Origin of the sequence: Streptomyces sp. NPDC058045 (assembly GCF_042885635.1) — a bacterium.
Taxonomy (GTDB): domain Bacteria; phylum Actinomycetota; class Actinomycetes; order Streptomycetales; family Streptomycetaceae; genus Streptomyces.
The window spans coordinates 92,186-109,243 of record NZ_JBHVRR010000018.1; the positions used below are offsets into that span (position 1 = coordinate 92,186).

The 17,058-nt window shown below is 70.6% G+C and carries 16 protein-coding genes; 7 read left to right on the forward strand and 9 right to left on the reverse strand.

The window, feature by feature from the left end; all coding sequences use genetic code 11:
- Nucleotides 1-27: 27 nt before the first annotated feature.
- Nucleotides 28-759, reverse strand: a complete 732-nt coding sequence (locus tag ACFVST_RS14115) for a class III extradiol dioxygenase subunit B-like domain-containing protein (RefSeq protein ID WP_390150351.1) — start codon at nt 757-759, stop codon at nt 28-30.
- A 56-nt stretch (nt 760-815) separates the two neighbouring features.
- Nucleotides 816-2,336: a tRNA (N6-isopentenyl adenosine(37)-C2)-methylthiotransferase MiaB gene (gene miaB / locus ACFVST_RS14120; RefSeq protein WP_390150354.1), complete on the reverse strand. Its 1,521-nt coding sequence runs from the start codon at nt 2,334-2,336 to the stop codon at nt 816-818.
- 86 nt (nt 2,337-2,422) lie between these two features.
- Between miaB and ACFVST_RS14125 the strand changes: the two genes are divergently transcribed.
- Nucleotides 2,423-3,415, forward strand: coding sequence for a TAXI family TRAP transporter solute-binding subunit (locus ACFVST_RS14125; RefSeq protein ID WP_390150357.1), 993 nt, complete (start codon nt 2,423-2,425; stop codon nt 3,413-3,415).
- Between the two features lie 12 nt (nt 3,416-3,427).
- On the opposite strand, the gene ACFVST_RS14130 is transcribed toward ACFVST_RS14125, so the two are convergent.
- Together ACFVST_RS14130 and ACFVST_RS14135 are read right to left on the reverse strand one after the other, a co-directional pair.
- Nucleotides 3,428-4,855 (reverse strand): ATP-binding protein, encoded by a 1,428-nt coding sequence (locus ACFVST_RS14130; RefSeq protein WP_390150360.1) that lies wholly within the window; start codon nt 4,853-4,855, stop codon nt 3,428-3,430.
- Between the two features lie 9 nt (nt 4,856-4,864).
- Complete coding sequence (locus ACFVST_RS14135) at nt 4,865-5,575, reverse strand: response regulator transcription factor (protein WP_390150363.1); 711 nt, start codon at nt 5,573-5,575, stop codon at nt 4,865-4,867.
- 362 nt (nt 5,576-5,937) lie between these two features.
- Between ACFVST_RS14135 and ACFVST_RS14140 the strand changes: the two genes are divergently transcribed.
- The 5 genes from ACFVST_RS14140 (at nt 5,938) to ACFVST_RS14160 (ending at nt 11,230) form a co-directional block, all read left to right on the forward strand.
- A complete protein-coding gene (locus ACFVST_RS14140; protein ID WP_390150366.1) occupies nt 5,938-6,714 on the forward strand; it encodes an amino acid ABC transporter ATP-binding protein in 777 nt (258 codons plus the stop codon).
- A 131-nt stretch (nt 6,715-6,845) separates the two neighbouring features.
- Entirely contained in the window at nt 6,846-7,679 is an 834-nt protein-coding gene (locus ACFVST_RS14145; protein ID WP_390150368.1) for a glutamate ABC transporter substrate-binding protein, read from the forward strand.
- 78 nt (nt 7,680-7,757) lie between these two features.
- Nucleotides 7,758-8,423, forward strand: coding sequence for an amino acid ABC transporter permease (locus ACFVST_RS14150; protein WP_390150371.1), 666 nt, complete (start codon nt 7,758-7,760; stop codon nt 8,421-8,423).
- Nucleotides 8,420-9,325, forward strand: coding sequence for an amino acid ABC transporter permease (locus ACFVST_RS14155; RefSeq protein WP_390150374.1), 906 nt, complete (start codon nt 8,420-8,422; stop codon nt 9,323-9,325). Before ACFVST_RS14150 ends, ACFVST_RS14155 begins: the two co-directional genes overlap by 4 nt.
- A 198-nt stretch (nt 9,326-9,523) precedes the next feature.
- Nucleotides 9,524-11,230, forward strand: coding sequence for an FAD-dependent monooxygenase (locus ACFVST_RS14160; RefSeq protein WP_390150376.1), 1,707 nt, complete (start codon nt 9,524-9,526; stop codon nt 11,228-11,230).
- A gap of 178 nt (nt 11,231-11,408) precedes the next feature.
- Here ACFVST_RS14160 and recX read toward each other — a convergent pair whose 3' ends face one another.
- Together recX and recA are read right to left on the reverse strand one after the other, a co-directional pair.
- Nucleotides 11,409-12,107 carry a recombination regulator RecX gene (recX, locus tag ACFVST_RS14165; protein ID WP_390150379.1) on the reverse strand — a complete coding sequence of 233 codons (699 nt, stop codon included), beginning with the start codon at nt 12,105-12,107 and terminating at the stop codon, nt 11,409-11,411.
- 3 nt (nt 12,108-12,110) lie between these two features.
- Nucleotides 12,111-13,235, reverse strand: coding sequence for a recombinase RecA (gene recA / locus ACFVST_RS14170; protein WP_390150382.1), 1,125 nt, complete (start codon nt 13,233-13,235; stop codon nt 12,111-12,113).
- 328 nt (nt 13,236-13,563) lie between these two features.
- On the opposite strand from recA, the gene ACFVST_RS14175 reads away from it, so the two are divergent.
- Nucleotides 13,564-14,238, forward strand: a complete 675-nt coding sequence (locus ACFVST_RS14175; RefSeq protein ID WP_390150385.1) for a hypothetical protein — start codon at nt 13,564-13,566, stop codon at nt 14,236-14,238.
- 58 nt (nt 14,239-14,296) lie between these two features.
- On the opposite strand, the gene ACFVST_RS14180 is transcribed toward ACFVST_RS14175, so the two are convergent.
- The 3 genes from ACFVST_RS14180 to ACFVST_RS14190 all read right to left on the reverse strand — a co-directional run bounded on the left by ACFVST_RS14180 (nt 14,297) and on the right by ACFVST_RS14190 (nt 16,624).
- Complete coding sequence (locus ACFVST_RS14180) at nt 14,297-15,487, reverse strand: AI-2E family transporter (protein WP_390150397.1); 1,191 nt, start codon at nt 15,485-15,487, stop codon at nt 14,297-14,299.
- Nucleotides 15,488-15,730: 243 nt separating this feature from the next.
- The gene (locus ACFVST_RS14185; protein ID WP_390150388.1) at nt 15,731-15,925 is read right to left on the reverse strand and encodes a DUF3046 domain-containing protein; all 195 of its coding nucleotides are present in this window, start codon (nt 15,923-15,925) and stop codon (nt 15,731-15,733) included.
- A gap of 63 nt (nt 15,926-15,988) precedes the next feature.
- The gene (locus tag ACFVST_RS14190) at nt 15,989-16,624 is read right to left on the reverse strand and encodes a tyrosine-type recombinase/integrase (RefSeq protein ID WP_390150400.1); all 636 of its coding nucleotides are present in this window, start codon (nt 16,622-16,624) and stop codon (nt 15,989-15,991) included.
- Nucleotides 16,625-17,058: the final 434 nt, after the last annotated feature.

Genomic DNA, 17,058 nt, shown 5'->3' on the forward strand with positions numbered 1-17,058 from the left:
GCCCGGCTCGGCCCGGCCGGTGGCCGGTCAGGTCCAGGTGGCGACGAAGTAGCCGACGCCGTACGGCGCTTCGTCCAGGAGCAGCCGGCCGGTGAGGCCGGCGTTCCGGGCGGCGCCGGCCAGGACCTGCCAGGGGGCACGGCCCGCGGCCCGCAGTTCGTAGGCGAGTTCGGGGTCCATCGCGGCCAGTGCCTCGGTGTCGGCGGCGCCGAGGGCACGGGCGGCCGCCGCGTCGAAACCGGCGGCGCGCTCGTCCAGATAGCCGGGGGCCTTGACGCTGCGGCAGGCGCTGCCGTCCCCCATCACCAGCAGGGCGAGACGGTCCCCGCCCGCGGCGAGCCCGGCACCGGCGGTCAGGCAGCGTTCGGGGGCGAGCGGTTCACCGACGCCGAGGCCCGACACGGGCAGCGGCGGGAAGCCGGCGTACTCCAGCAGCCAGGCGGCGACCGCCAGCGAGGGCGGCAACTCCCGCTCACCGTCCCCCTCTTCGGCGTCCTCGCCCTCGGCGGGGGTACCGAGCCGCACCGCGAGGTCCACCCCGAAGGCGCGGAACGAGCCGGGGGTACCCGCCGGGTGGGCGCCGCGGCCGGAACGCTCGGCGGGACCGACGACCACCAGCCGCTCGGGCCGCGCCTCGGCCAGCGCCCGTACGGCGGTGACGCAGGCGGCTCGGGCCGCGTCGAATTCGGGCGCGGCACCGGCCGAGACCGCGGGGACGAGCAGCGGCGGGCAGGGGCACACGGCGGCAGCGACAAGCATGATCCGCAGCGTAACCCGCTACCGCTACCGCCACTGGCCAGGGAGGGTGCCGGGCCCTAGTCGCAGCCGCAGCCGCCCGCGGCCGGGAGGGGCTCGGGGGCGCCGACGGTGGGCAGGCCCAGCATGACTCCGCTCGGGGCCGGGGCCGCGGCCGCCTCGGTACGGCTCTGCCAGGCGTCACCGGCACGGGTACGCCGTACCGAGTGGACCTCGCCCTCGGCGAGGAGGTGGTGCGGGGCGGCGTAGGTGATCTCCACGGTGGCCATGTCGCCGGGGCGGACCTCGGTGTCCGGCTTGGTGAAGTGGACCAGCCGGTTGTCGGGGGCGCGGCCGGAGAGCCGGTGGGTGGCGCCGTCCTTGCGTCCCTCGCCCTCGGCGACCATCAGTTCCAGGGTGCGGCCGACCTGCTTCTTGTTCTCCTCCCAGGAGATCTCCTCCTGGACGGCGACCAGGCGCTCGTAGCGGTCCTGGACGACGGCCTTGGGGATCTGCCCGTCCATCTCGGCGGCGGGGGTGCCGGGGCGCTTGGAGTACTGGAAGGTGAAGGCCGCCGCGAAGCGGGCCTCGCGGACCACGTGCAGGGTCTGCTGGAAGTCCTCCTCGGTCTCGCCGGGGAAGCCCACGATGATGTCGGTGGTGATCGCGGCGTGCGGGATGGCGGCGCGGACCTTCTCGATGATGCCGAGGTAGCGCTCCTGCCGGTACGAGCGGCGCATCGCCTTGAGCACCGGGTCGGAGCCGGACTGGAGCGGCATATGGAGCTGCGGCATCACGTTCGGCGTCTCGGCCATCGCCTCGATGACGTCGTCGGTGAAGTCCCGCGGGTGCGGCGAGGTGAAGCGGACCCGCTCCAGGCCCTCGACCGAGCCGCAGGCCCGCAGCAGTTTGCTGAACGCCTCCCGGTCGCCGATGTCGGAGCCGTAGGCGTTGACGTTCTGCCCGAGCAGGGTGATCTCGCTGACGCCCTCCGCGACCAGGGCCTCCACCTCGGCGAGGATGTCGCCGGGCCGCCGGTCCTTCTCCTTGCCGCGCAGCGCGGGGACGATGCAGAAGGTGCAGGTGTTGTTGCAGCCCACGGAGATCGACACCCAGGCCGCGTAGGCGCTCTCCCGGCGGGTGGGCAGGGTGGAGGGGAAGGCCTCCAGCGACTCGGCGATCTCCACCTGCGCCTCCTCCTGGACGCGGGCGCGTTCCAGCAGGACGGGCAGCTTGCCGATGTTGTGGGTGCCGAAGACCACGTCCACCCAGGGGGCGCGCTCCACGATGCCGGCCCGGTCCTTCTGCGCGAGGCAGCCGCCGACGGCGATCTGCATCCCGGGGCGCTTCGTCTTCATGGGGGCGAGCCGGCCGAGGTTGCCGTAGAGGCGGTTGTCGGCGTTCTCCCGCACGGCGCAGGTGTTGAAGACGACCACATCGGCGTCGCCGTCGCTGCCCTCGGGCGCGGGCACATAGCCGGCGCCCTCCAGCAGTCCGGAGAGCCGTTCGGAGTCGTGGACGTTCATCTGGCACCCGTAGGTGCGCACCTCGTACGTCTTCACACCGTCCACCACTGCCTGTCCCCGGTCGCTGCCAATCATGCGGACAAGGGTAGGCGGTCTCCGGGGCGCTCAGGTCCGCGGCCGGGCCTGGTCCACGGGGCGGTGGGGGTGGCAGGATCGCCGACATGCTCCAGGCCCTGATCCGCCCGCACCGGCGCCGCGCCGTGCAGTTCTCCGCCGCGGTCCTGGTCGTGACGGGTCTGCTGCTGTGGTGGCTGCTGCCCCGCGGCTCCGAACCCGGCGGCACCCTGACCATCAGCACCGGCGTCAGGACCGGCGTTTACGAGCGCTACGGCACCCTCCTCAAGGGCGCCCTCGACCGGGACATGCCGCGGTTGCGGGTGAAGCTGGAGCCGAGCGAGGGCTCCTGGCAGAACGTGGAGCGGGTCGCGTCCGGCCGGTCGGACTTCACCATCGCGGCGGCGGACGCGGTGGAGAAGTACCGGCTGGAGGGCGGGCCGGGCGCGGACCGGCTGCGCGGCTGCGCCCGCCTCTATGACGACTATGTGCAGTTGGTGGTGCCGCGCTCGTCGCCGGTGCGCTCGGTGCAGGACCTCCGGCACCGGGTGGTGGCGGTGGGGCAGCCCGGTTCCGGGGTGCGGCTGATCGCGGAGCGGGTGCTGCGGGCCGCGGGCCTCGACCCGGAGCGGGACGTACGGGCCCGCTCAGCCGGGATCGACACCATGCCCAAGGCCCTGGAGGACGGCGGCATCGACGCCTTCTTCTGGTCCGGCGGGCTGCCCACACAGGCGGTGCGGGAGCTGTCCGAGCGTTTCGACATCCGCTTCGTGCCGCTGGGTCCGCTGGTGGACGCGCTGCACCGGCAGGGCGGTATCTCCCGCTACTACCGCTCCTCCCAGATGCCCGCCGACGCCTATCCGGCGGCCCAGCAGGGTGCGCCCGTGGCCACTGTCTCGGTGGCGAACCTGCTGGTCACCACGGACCGCACCGGCACGGATCTGACGAAGCGGGTGACCCGGACGGTGATCGACAGCCGGGACCGCATCGGGGCGGTGGTGCACGCCGCGCAACTGGTGGACCTGCGCACGGCGCTCTACACCGATCCGCTGACGCTGCACTCGGGCGCCAGCCTTTACTACCGCTCGGTCAAACCCTGACCTCTGCGGCCGCTACCCGGCGGCCCGCCCGTCGGGCGCCGGACGGTTGCGGGGCACCGCCACGGTGACGCGGAGGCCGCCCGGTTCATGGTGGGCGTAGTCGATGGTGCCGCCGCCGGCGGCGAGCAGGGCCCGGCTGATGGAGAGGCCGAGGCCGGAGCCGCTGATGTTCTGGTGGCGCCCGCTGCGCCAGAACCGGTCCCCGATACGGGCCAGTTCGTCCTCGGTCAGCCCGGGTCCGCCGTCGGTGACGACCACCTCGCAGACCTCGCCGTGGGCGGCGGCCCGTACCAGGACCTCCTGTCCGGGCGGGGTGAACTTGAGGGCGTTGTCGATGACCGCGTCCAGCGCGCTGGACAGGGCGATCGGGTCGGCCCAGCCGGTGACCGCCGGGCAGTCGCCGCGCAGCCGGACCCCCTTGTCCTCGGCCACCGGCAGCCAGGAGGCGACGCGCTCCGCGGCCAGTTCGCCGATGTCGGTGAGATGCAGATCGGCGGCCGCGTGCTCGGCAAGTGCCAGGTCCAGCAGATCGTCCAGGACCCGGGCCAGCCGCTTGCCCTCGGTGCGGACGGAGGCGATCTCCTCGTTGCCTTCCGGGAGTTCCAGCGCGAGCAGTTCGATCCGCAGCAGCAGCGCGGACAGCGGATTGCGCAACTGGTGGGAGGCGTCGGCGACGAACGCCCGCTGCTGCTCCAGCACTTCCTGCACATGGTCGGCCATCTCGTTGAACGACCCGGCCAGCCGCCGCAGTTCGGGCGGTCCCCCGGCCGCCGCCACCCGGGACTTCAGGCGCCCGGTGGCTATGTCGTGGGTGGTGGCGTCGAGGACCCGCACCGGCCGCAGCACCCAGCCGGTGAGCCGCAGCGCCGCTCCGACCGCGACCAGCATCGCGGCCGCCTCCCCCGCCGCGATCAGCAGCCAGGACCGCAGCGTCCTGGAACGCATCTGCCCGGTGGGCGAGTCGGTGACGACGACCGCCACCACATCGCCGTCCCGGGTGACCGGTGCCGCCACCACCAGCCGGCCGCGGGTCTGCCAGGGCCACACCTGCCGCGGATCGTGCCCGGCCCGGGAGAACAGCGCCACCTCGAAGGTGTCCCGCAGTTCGCCCCGCTCCGGCACCGACCAGCCGGCCGGGGCCGCCGCCATCGGCACCCCGTCCCGGTAGAAGACGCCCGCCCGGATCCCGTAGACCTCGTGGTAGCGCAGGAGTTCCTTCTGCAGGGTCTGGCGGCGTTCGTCGGGGAGGACGCGGCGGGAGCCGGTGGGGCGCTGGGTGACGTACTGGGCGAGGGAGGCGAAGCGGGCGGTGTCGTCGATGCGGTCGACGACCACGCGCTGCTGCTCCTCGGCGGCCCGGCTGGCCGCGAGCGGCACCCCGAGCGCCAGCAGCACACCGGCCATCAGCACGATGAGCAGCGGCAGCAGCCTGGTGCGCACCCCGACCCGCTAGGCGGCGGGGGCGACGAGCCGGTAGCCCACGCCCCGCACGGTCTCGATGAGGGCCGGCATCCGCAGCTTCGAACGCAGCGAGGCCACATGCACCTCCAGGGTGCGGCCGGTCCCCTCCCAACTGGTCCGCCACACCTCGCTGATGATCTGCTCCCGGCGGAACACCACCCCGGGCCGCTGCGCCAGCAGCGCGAGCAGGTCGAACTCCTTGCGGGTGAGCGCCACATCGATTCCGTCGACGCTGACCCGGCGGGTGGGCAACTCGATCCGCACGGCCCCCAGCCGCACGTTCCCGTCGTCCTCGGCCACCACCGCGGCCTCCCGCACCGGCACCGGCCGCCGTATCACCGCATGGATACGGGCGATGAGTTCACCAGTGTCGTAGGGCTTCACCACATAGTCGTCGGCGCCGAGGTTCAGTCCGTGGATACGGGAGCGCACATCGGCGCGGGCGGTGACCATGATGACGGGCACCCCCGAGCGCTTGCGGATACGGCCGCACACCTCGTAGCCGTCCTGGTCGGGCAGGCCCAGGTCGAGCAGGACCACCCCGAAGGGCTCCCCGCCGGTGCCGGCGGTGGCGGGGAGCAGTGCGCGGAGGGCCTCCTCGCCGGTGCGGCTGTGCGTCACTTCGAATCCGTGCCGGCTGAGGACCGCGGACAGCGCCGCGGCCACATGGTCGTCGTCCTCGACGAGCAGCAGTCTCACCCCGGCTCCTTCCGGTTCATCGGCCGTTCACGGTGGGAGGGTCATGATGCACCCCGGGGCGCTCCCCGCGCCTCGTCGCACTGTGTAGCCCTCCGTGCCCCCGCGTGCGGATCCGCACGCGGTCCTGCGCGCCCGCTCGCGCGCACAAGGCATCCACGCCGAAACAGGCGGATCGCGTCAAGGGGGTCCCGAGGACTGGCGGATTCTGGTGACGCGGCCGGTACACCGCGGTGACGGTCGATCACTCAAAGTACACGCCTCGCGACCAGATCGTTATGCTCAATTTCCCCTCAGATCTGCTGACGCTCATCGCATAGAGTCACTAAGGTCCTCCCAACCGAGGAGGACGGAGCAAGAAGCCGATGACCGAAGTTTCGGCGGCGAAGGACGACGTGGGCGTGGGCGGCGACCTGGTCGCACTCAAGAACGTCAACAAGCACTTCGGCGCGCTGCATGTACTCCAGGACATCGACCTCACCGTGAAGCGCGGCGAGGTGGTCGTGGTGATCGGCCCTTCCGGGTCCGGCAAGTCCACCCTGTGCCGCACCATCAACCGCCTGGAGACCATCGACTCCGGCGCCATCACCATCGACGGCCGGCCGCTGCCGCAGGAGGGCAAGGAACTGGCCCGGCTCCGCGCGGACGTCGGCATGGTCTTCCAGTCCTTCAACCTCTTCGCACACAAGACGGTGCTTGAGAACGTGATGCTGGGCCAGCTCAAGGTCCGCAGGATCGGCAAGAGGGAAGCCGAGGAGAAGGCCCGTTCGCTGCTCGACCGGGTCGGCGTGGGAACGCAGGCCGACAAGTACCCGGCGCAGTTGTCCGGCGGCCAGCAGCAGCGGGTGGCGATCGCCCGCGCACTGGCGATGGGTCCCAAGGTCATGCTCTTCGACGAGCCGACCTCGGCCCTCGACCCGGAGATGATCAACGAGGTCCTTGAGGTCATGCAGCAACTGGCCCGGGACGGGATGACGATGATCGTCGTCACCCATGAGATGGGCTTCGCCCGCTCCGCCGCCAACCGCGTCGTGTTCATGGCCGACGGGCGGATCGTCGAGGAGGCCGTGCCGGACCAGTTCTTCAACAACCCGCGCAGCGACCGGGCCAAGGACTTCCTCTCGAAGATCCTCCACCACTGACCCGAACCGGCGGGCCCCACATACCCGCGCCGCCCGTTGCCGCGGCGGACCCCACCCCCCACGTCTCTCGCTGAACCCGCCGTCTGCGGTGGTCGCCGTACCGCCGCAGCGCCGACCCAAAGGATGTTCACATGAAGCTTCGCCAGGCCACGGCCGCGGCCGCTGTCGTTCTCGCTCTCACCGCCACGGCCACCGCCTGCGGTTCGAGCGACAAGGACAGCGACTCCGGCGGCGGCAAGAAGATCACCATCGGCATCAAGTTCGACCAGCCGGGCCTCGGCCTGAAGGAACCGGACGGCAGCTACTCCGGTTTCGACGTGGACGTCGCCAAGTACGTGGCGCAGAAGCTCGGTTACAAGGAGAACCAGATCACGTGGAAGGAGACCCAGAGCGCCGACCGCGAGACCTCGCTGCAGCGCGGTGACGTCGACTTCATCGCGGCCTCCTACTCGATCACCGACGAGCGCAAGGCGAAGGTCGACTTCGCCGGCCCGTACCTGCTGGCCCACCAGGACCTGCTGATCCGCGCCGACGGCAACATCACTAAGGGCGAGGACCTCAACGGCAAGAAGCTCTGCTCGGTGACCGGTTCCACCTCCGCGCAGAACGTCAAGAAGACCATCGCCCCGAAGGCCCAGCTCAAGCAGTACGGCGCCTACTCGGAGTGCCTGAGCGGTCTGCAGAACAAGGTCGTCGACGCCCTCACCACCGACGACGACATCCTCGCCGGCTACGCCTCGCAGAAGCAGTACAAGGGCAAGTTCAAGCTGGCGGGCCTCAAGCTCAGCAACGAGAACTACGGCATCGGCGTCAAGAAGGGCGACGACAAGCTCGTCGGCAAGATCAACAAGGCGCTGGAGCAGATGGTCTCCGACGGCTCCTGGGAGAAGGCCGTGAAGGCCAACTTCGGCCCGGCCAGCTACAAGAACGAGCCCGCGCCGAAGATCGGCGACATCGTCAAGTAGTCCGGCAGCCAACGACGGTGGGCCGCGCCGCGGTGCGGCCCACCGCATCCCTCGACATACGCGGAAGCGCGGGAGACAGTGTTCGATTTTCTTGAAGGCTACGACGTGCTCGGGGCGTTCTGGACCACGGTCCAGTTGACGTTCTTCGCCGGCGTCGGCTCCCTCATCTGGGGCACCCTGCTGGCCGGGATGCGGGTCAGCCCCGTCCCGCTGATGCGGGCGTTCGGGACCGTGTATGTCAACACCGTCCGCAACATCCCCCTCACCGTCATCATCGTGTTCACCTCGGTCGGCCTCGCCGACGTCTTCGGTGTCACGCTCGGCGCCAACGGGTTCGACTCGCAGGCCTTCCGCCTCGCCGTGCTCGGACTCATCGCCTACACCGCGGCGTTCGTCTGCGAGTCGCTGCGCTCCGGCATCAACACGGTGCCCGTGGGACAGGCCGAAGCGGCCCGCGCCCTCGGCCTCAGCTTCAGCCAGGTCCTGCGCCTGATAGTGCTGCCGCAGGCCTTCCGCGCAGTCATCGGCCCGCTCGCCAACGTCCTCATCGCGCTCACCAAGAACACCACCGTGGCAGCCGCCATCGGCGTGGCCGAATCCGCCCTGCTGATGAAGGAGATGATCGAGAACGAGGCGCAACTGATGCTGATCTCCCTCGTCTTCGCCTTCGGCTTCGTGGTCCTGACCCTGCCCACCGGACTGATCCTCAACTGGGTCGGCAAGCGACTGGCGGTGAAGCGATGACCTCCGTCCTCTATGACACTCCCGGCCCCCGCGCCAAGACCCGCAACATCGTCTACAGCGTGGTCTTCGTGGTGCTGCTCGCTGCCCTCGTGTGGTGGGCGTGGAGCGTCCTCTCCGACAAGGGCCAGCTCGAATGGTCCCTGTGGAGCCCCTTCTTCACCGACGCCGCGGCCTGGAACACCTATCTGCTGCCCGGCCTGGTCAACACCCTGAAGGCGGCCGCCATCTCGATGGTGATCGCGCTTCCGCTGGGCGCCGTCTTCGGCATAGCCCGCCTCTCCGACCACCGCTGGGTGCGCGTCCCCGCCGCCGTCGTGGTCGAGTTCTTCAGGTCCATCCCGGTCCTGCTGATGATGCTGTTCGCCACGCAGTTCTACTCCGAGTCCACCAGCATCAGCAGTGACGACCGCCCCCTGTACGCCCTGGTCACCGGCCTCGTCCTGTACAACGCCTCGGTCCTCGCCGAGGTCGTCCGGGCCGGCATCCTCTCCCTGCCCAGGGGCCAGACCGAAGCCGCCCATGCCATCGGACTGCGCAAGGGCCAGACCATGACGACCATCCTGCTGCCGCAGGCCGTCACCGCCATGCTGCCGGCCATCGTCAGCCAGCTCGTCGTCATCGTGAAGGACACCGCACTCGGCGGCGCCATCCTCGGCTACGCCGAACTCCTCAAGTCCCGCGAGACCTTGGCGGCCAACTTCGCCAACGTCATCCCCAGCTTCATCATCGTCGCCGTCATCTACATCCTGCTGAACCTCGTCCTCACCACCTTCGCCTCCTGGCTGGAGCAGCGGCTGCGGCGCAGCAAGCGCAGCACCGGCGCGGTCCTCGGCACCGAGGCCGTCGAGGAGCTGAACGCCCCGGTCGAGGGCACCGGGATGCCCGGCGGCGGGAAGGGCTGACCGCTCGCACCACCCCGTACCGTTTTGCACCACCCGCAGTATCCCGACGGAAGGCACCGGTGATCACGCCGGTGCCTTCCGTCACTTGACGCAAGCACCGGCAGTGGGTTGCATACGTTCTGTGATCGCGCACCCGCCCCCGACCCCCACCACCGCCACGGCCTCCTGGCCGTCCCGCCGGGCAGGAGGCGCCACACCGTGGACCCGGTGATCGTCGTCGGCGCGGGCCCCGTCGGCCTCACCCTGGCCCTGGCCCTCGCCCGGCACGGTGTCCCCTCCGTCCTCCTCGACGAGGGCGACGGCACGGACCGGCAGCGCCCGGCACAGACCGTCGTCCTGCGCGATGACACGGCCGACCTGGTGACCCGCCTCGCGGACCGCCCCCTCAGTCCTGGGCCCACCCGCTGGACCGGCTGGCGCTCCCTGAACCGCCGCCAACTCCTGCGCCACCTCACCTTCGAGGAACCCCGGCAGGCCCCGGTGCACCTCAGCCAGCACACCCTGACCAGCGCCCTGCGTACGGCCGCCGCAGCCGAGCCGCTGGTCCAACTCGCCACCGGCAGCCGCCTGGACGCCATAGAGCAGGAGCGCACCGGACTCACCGCCCACACCAGGAACACCGAGGGCGGCCCGGTCGGCGCCGGGGGCGAGGACGACGGCAGCGGTGCCCCCGAGTCCACCGCCGGCGACGAGGCGGACCGCACCGGGGGCTCCAACGGCACCTGGTGGCGCGGGAGTTACCTGGTCGGCTGCGACGGAGCCCGCTCCACCGTGCGCAAACTCCTCGACATCCGCTTCCCCGGCCGTACCGGAGTCGAACGCCACGCTGTCGCGGCCCTGCGTGCCGAACTCCCATGGCCCGGTGAGGCGGTGCTGCACCGGATGCCGCCCGGCCGGCTCGCGGGCAGCGAGGTCACGGCCCGTCCCCTGGAGGACAACACCTGGCGGCTGGACTGGCTGTTGCCGCCCCGCGGCGAACTCGTCACCCCCGAGTCACTCGTCGCCCGCGTCCGGGAATCCCTCGCCGTCTGGCACGGCGGCACCACCCCGCCCTACGAACTCCTCGACACCGGCGTCCACACCGTGCACCACCGGCTCGCCCGCCGCTGGCGCGCCGACCGCGTCTTCCTCGCCGGAGACGCCGCCCATCTGCTCGGCGCCCTCGGCACCCAGGGCCTCGACGAGGGCCTCCGCGACGCCGACAACCTCGCCTGGAAACTCGCCCTGGTCTGGCACCACGGCCCCCACGAGGGCCTGCTCGACAGCTACCAGACGGAACGCCGAGCCGTGATCGCCGCCCGGCTGCGCGCCGCCGACCAGGCCCTGCCCATACTGCGCGGCGGCGGGCTGCGCGCCAAGATGCCCGGCACCGCACGCGGCCACGACGCCCTCCTCACCGACGGGCACCTCGGCCGCGGCCCCCTCGGCGCCCCGGGCACCTACCCCGACTCGCCCCTCACCCCCGCGGCCACCCTCCGCACCACCACCGTCGAAACCCCAACGGGCGCGCCGGTGGCGGATGTTGCGGCCACCGGTGAGGACGGTGCCGCCACCCGGCTCCGGGACCGACTGGGCCACCACCGCCTGGTGGTCGTCCTCGTCGCCCCCGGTACGGGCGTGTGGGCACGGCACCACTGGGTGGGTGCCGGAGTGATGCCCCGGCTCGCCGAGGCCGTGTCCCGGCTCCCCCATCCCGCGGAACTGGTCGTCGCCGAGCACTACCCGGGGGCGGCCCCCCACACGGTGCTGCTGATCCGCCCCGACGGCCATCTCGCCGCCGCCTTCAACGGCGTCCACCCCGCCGACCTGCACACCGCCGCCCAGGCCGTCGTCCACTCGACGCCCGCCGAGGAGCCCTCCTCCCCCGACCCCGACCGAGAGGACGCCACGGAGGAGGTGCGGTGACCCTCCGGGGCGGCCGTAACGGGCAGTCAGGCGGCGGGAGTTGAGGTCTCAGCCCCGCCCATCTGACGTCCGCTGAGGTCCCGCCAGGCCGACCCGGGGCCACCGGAGCAGGCCCGGCCACCGAGCCGTTCCGTCCGACGTCAGTACGGCCCGGAGAGGTCGATACGGCCCGGCAACATCAGTACGGCTCATCGAGGTCATCGGTCTCCTCGCCTTCCGCGGCGAGGGCTTCGCGGACCACACGGAGCGCCATCCCCTCCGGATAGCCCTTGCGGGCGAGCATTCCGGCGAGGCGGCGGATCCGTCTGTCCCGGTCCAGGCCCCGGGTGTTACGGAGCTTGCGGGCGACCAGTTCTCGGGCGGTGTTCTCCTCCTGTTCCGTAGCGAGTCGGGCGACGGCTTCATCGATCAGCGCCCCGTCGACGCCTTTGGTGCGCAACTCCCGGGCGAGGGCGCGACGGGCGAGGCCGCGGCCGTGGTGGCGGGACTCCACCCAGGCCTCGGCGAAGGCCCCGTCGTTGATGAGGCCGACGTCTTCGAAGCGGTCGAGCACTTCCTCAGCTGCCTCGTCGGGGATGTCGCGGGCGCGGAGTGCGTCGGCGAGTTGTCTTCGGGTGCGCGGGGTCCCGGTGAGCAGGCGTAGGCAGATGGCCCGCGCCCGCTCCACCGGGTCCGCCTGCGGCGCCTCTTCCCCGGCCCTCGACGGGGAGGAGGCACCGCTGTCCTGGGGTTCCGGGCGGCGCCGCCCGGAGCCTCTGGCTCGTCCGCGCCGACCGGCTCTGCCGTTGCTCTCGGCTTCGCCGGGATCACCGCCGGGACCGGTGGCGGTGACCGGTCCCGTCTCCTGCGGGGCGGGCCATTCGGTGCGCCGTGTCATGGGCTAGCTCTTGGCCGCGGCGGCCTTGGACTTGCCGGCTTTGGTGGCGGGTGCGGGCACGGCCTTCACCTCGTCCGCCGCGGGGGCGGTCACAGCGGCGTCCGCGCCGGACTCGGCGGACGGGTCGGCGGGCGGCACTCCGACGCCCAGCTTCTCCTTGATCTTCTTCTCGATCTCGTTGGCCAGGTCGGGGTTGTCCTTGAGGAAGTTGCGCGCGTTCTCCTTGCCCTGGCCGAGCTGGTCGCCTTCGTAGGTGTACCAGGCGCCGGCCTTGCGGACGAAGCCGTGCTCGACACCCATGTCGATCAGGCCGCCCTCACGGCTGATGCCCTGGCCGTAGAGGATGTCGAACTCGGCCTGCTTGAAGGGCGGGGCGACCTTGTTCTTGACGACCTTGCAGCGGGTGCGGTTGCCGACCGCGTCGGTGCCGTCCTTGAGGGTTTCGATACGGCGGATGTCGATGCGTACCGAGGCGTAGAACTTCAGGGCACGACCGCCGGTGGTGGTCTCCGGCGAGCCGAACATCACGCCGATCTTCTCGCGGAGCTGGTTGATGAAGATCGCCGTGGTCTTGGACTGGTTGAGCGCGCTGGTGATCTTCCGCAGGGCCTGGCTCATCAGCCGGGCCTGGAGGCCGACATGGGAGTCGCCCATCTCGCCCTCGATCTCCGCGCGGGGCACCAGGGCGGCGACGGAGTCGATGACGATCAGGTCGAGGGCACCGGAGCGGACCAGCATGTCGGTGATCTCAAGTGCCTGCTCGCCGTTGTCCGGCTGGGAGAGGATGAGGTTGTCGATGTCGACGCCGAGCTTCTTGGCGTACTCGGGGTCGAGGGCGTGCTCGGCGTCCACGAAGGCGACCTGGCCGCCGGCCTTCTGCGCGTTGGCCACGGCGTGCAGGGTCAGGGTCGTCTTGCCGGAGGACTCCGGGCCGTAGACCTCTACGACGCGGCCTCGTGGGAGCCCGCCCACACCGAGGGCGACGTCGAGTGCGGTCGACCCGGTGGGGATGACCTCGATGGGCTCGTTCGGGCGCTCGCCGAGGCGCATCACCGCGCCCTTGCCGAATTGCCGTTCAATCTGTGCGAGAGCGGCGTCGAGCGCCTTCTCGCGGTCGGTTCCTGCCATGGGTTCCACCCGGTTTGCTTGAGTCGATCGCTTCACGTCCACGACGCTAGCGCCTGCCACTGACAATGTGCTCCGGCGCCTGCCGGCCTGTGGATAACTCCGGGTCCAACTCCGGTTGTCCACAGGGGGCCGTCTCCCCTTGTCGAGCCGCGGTAGGATCTCTCATGAGAATAGATGTTCGATTTCAGTGTCAAGTTCAGTATCAAGTTCGGCGCCGAGCCGGGTGCCGAACGATTCCGGCGAGCGCTCCACCCGCGAGCGACCCGCCAGACCACCCACCCGTCGTGCCCGGCATCCCGCCGCGGCCGCACACCCCGAGGAAGCGTGAATGAGCGCCCCGTCCGCCCGCACCGGCCCCAGCAATGCCCCGGACCCCCTGCGCAGCGTGTATCTGCGGCTGGTCGCCGAGGAGTCGATACCCGAGGAAGCACGCGGGCAGTTCGGCTATCTGCGGCCGCTGGCCACGGACCTCCTGGCGGGTATCGCCCTCGACACCCCTGACGACGTCCGCGTCCTCAGCGACCGCGAGGTGGCCCTCGTCGAGTGGGACACCCTCGCGGCCGCCGCGCGTACCAACCTGCTCGGCGAGCCGGTCGACTACGACACCCTGGACCTGCCCGGTGGCGCGGTCCTCCATCTCCTGGGCCACCCGGAGTCGGTGTTCGCGGCCAGCAAGGTGCTCGTCCTCGAAGAGGCGGTGCGGGCCGCCGGTGGCCCGCGCATACCGGACGAGGGTGTGCTGCTGGTCGTCCCCAACCGGCACAATCTCGTGTTCTACCCGCTCGCCGACAGGCATGTCGGCGAGGCCATCAACGCCTTGGCGCAGTTCGGGCAGGGTGCCTACGAGGACGGCCCCGGCCGCCTCTCCCCCCGGGTGTTCTGGTGGCGCGCCAGCGTCCTGACCTCGATCACGGTCTCCGACCGGGAAAGTCGCACTCTGAGCATCTCCCCGCCGGAGGAACTCATGACGATCATGCGTCGCCTGGCCGGCGCCTCCGGCTGAGTCGCCCCCGCACACACAGGCCCGGCATGGCGGTGGCCTGGGGTGGTCTCGGAGGGCGCTACCCCTCGCGGCTCCCGTCGCGCCGCGCCCCGTCCGGCAAGGCCCCGTCGTCCTGCCGGGGCTCGTCGCGCATCCCGGGGAGCAGGCGCCGCAGCCGGTCCGGCAGGTGGTCCGCGGTGCCGCGCGGATGCAGTCGCCGGTGGCCCTGGACACGGGGATCGTCGGTGACGTCGTACCGCTTGACGTAGGCGCCGAGGAAGGCCTGGAGGGTGGCGACGGCGGGGATGGAGATCAGGGCGCCGACGGCGCCGAGCAGGGCGGTGCCGGCGATGACCGAGCCGAAGGCGACGGCGGGATGGATGTCGACGGACCGGGCGGTGAGCTTCGGCTGCAGCAAGTAGTTCTCAAACTGCTGGTAGACGATCACGAAGAGGAGTACCCACAGCGCGTACCAGGGGTTCACGGTGAAGGCGATCAGCATCGGCAGGGCGCCGGCCAGATAGGTCCCGATGGTGGGGATGAACTGCGAGACGAGGCCGACCCAGACGGCGAGGACGTGCGCGTAGGGCACCTCCAGCGCGGCCAGCAGGACGTAGTGGGCGATACCGGAGATGAGGGCCATCAGGCCGCGGGAGTAGAGGTAGCCGCCGGTCTTGTCGACCGCGATCTCCCAGGCACGCAGCACCTCGCCCTGCCGGGAGGGCGGCAGTACGGAGCAGATCGCGCGGCGCAGCCTCGGCCCGTCGGCGGCGAGGTAGAAGGCGAAGAGCAGCACGGTGAGGAGTTGGAAGAGGCCGCCGAGTACGTGGGTGGAGATGTCGAGGACGCCGCTGGCGCTGTTCTGCACGTACTTCTGCAGCCAGGCGGAGTGGACCAGGCTGTCCTGGATCTCGACGCGGCTGAGGTCGGTGCCGAAGGTGGTGTTGATCCAGTTGATCAGGGAGTCGAGGGTGTGGGGGAAGTGCTCGACCATGTCCACGATCTGGTTGGCGAGCATCGAGCCGAGCAGGATGACGAAACCGGCGGAGAAGACGATGACGAGCAGGAAGACGATGGCGGTGGCCGGGCCGCGGCGCACTCCGCGGGCGGACATCCGGCTCACCGCGGGTTCGACGGCGAGGGAAAGGAAGAACGCGATGAGGATGTTGGTGAGCAGCCCGATGAGTTGATGGAAGGCCCAACTGCCGAGCTGGAAGCAGGCGATCAGGGCCAGGGCCAGCACCATGGCGCGGGGCAGCCAGCGCGGCATCCGGCCGTCGCGTCCGGTGGGGCCGGGTGCCGGTTCCGGCGGCGGGCCGTCCGCGGACGGGTCGCGGGGAGCCTGCGCGGTGTCCTCGTCTCTCGCTGCCACCGTGCAAGTCTCACCCACCGGCAGCGGGGTGAGGCGCGGTACGGGTGTGGCCTGCACCGCACTTAGACGCACTTATCCAGGCAGAGAGGATCGGATCGGACAGCGGATGCGGGGCCCGGGGACGGCCGGTGTCAGCGACGGTCAGCGGCGGTCGGCGGGAACGTCCATCGCCTCGCACACCGCGCGCCACACGTCCCTGGCTTCCCACCCGGCGTCCAGCGCCTGGTGCACGGTGCGCCCGCCGAGTTGGGACATCACATGGTCATGGGCGAACGACTCGGCGTACCCCGCGCCGAAGTGATCCGCCATCCGCTGCCAGAAGGCCGTCAACCGCATGAGTTCCGCTCCATACCCACCATGACCTGCATGTTTCACGCATTCATCACCCCCGCATAGCCGTCAGGGGGTTTCCAGGGAGTTCGCCTCCACTCCGAACCAAGCATCCATGGCTGCACGACCTCGCACGCCAGCGTGGGGCATAAAGTGCGTGTACGTACGCAGAGTAAAGCCAGCGTCGGCGTGCCCAAGCCAGCGGGCAAGAGAGACGATCGATTCGCCCGCTTCAAGTTGGACGCTGGCGTAGGTGTGACGCAGGGCATGGAAGCCCAGCTCGCGCGACGGCTCCCACCTGCTTCCGCCGGAATCATTCCTCCTGCTGCCGATAAGTCCCGCGGAGGCGAGCGCCGGCTTCCACAGGCGCGTGTTCCATGTGTCGCGGTTGCATGCGCGCCGCTGCCGAGTGGCTAGGAGAAGTGGGTAGGCACGCGGAGCCCAGTCGATGCGCTGCCGTTCACTCTGAGGTTCATGGGGGCTCTCCCAGGGAAGTTTCACCACGACCGGCTGCCAGCGCTTCATGTGCTGACTGATGCTGGACAGGACGCCGGGGGCCGCATCAACCTCTCGCGTCTTGCCGCCCTTGGGGAGTGCGAAGAAGAGGTGGCCGTCGATCATGCAGACCTGACGTCGGACATGTATGACCCCGTTCTCCGAGTCAATGTCCTCTGCGGACAGTCCGAATACCTCGCCCTGGCGCAGGCCGAGAGCCCCGCCCCCAAGTCAACTGAGAGGCGGTATTGCTCCGGGAGTCCAGCGCGTACCCTCATCGTCTGCTCGCGCGACCACGCTCGGGCCTTCTGCGCCGGCCTGGCCGGCGGCCGGGCCGGCGGCCGGGCCGTGCGGCTCCCCTTCATTGGATGCTTCACCAGCCTGCCGTCCTCGACCGCGGCCTGGAGGATCGTAGAGAGATGCCCCCAAGTCGTGCGGATCGTCCCGGGTGACAGAGTCTCCTCCATCTGGGCAACCCATTCCCGGAGGGCTGGGGCAGTGATGGCATTCAGAGGCAGCGACCCGAGCGTCGGGAGAACATGTCCCCATTGTTTTTACCGGGCTGTTTGAGGGCCGCTTCTTCGTCGGGTTTCGGAGCCGGGTTGGTCCGTTCGTGGTGGGGATGGACCGGTGCAGGGTGGTGG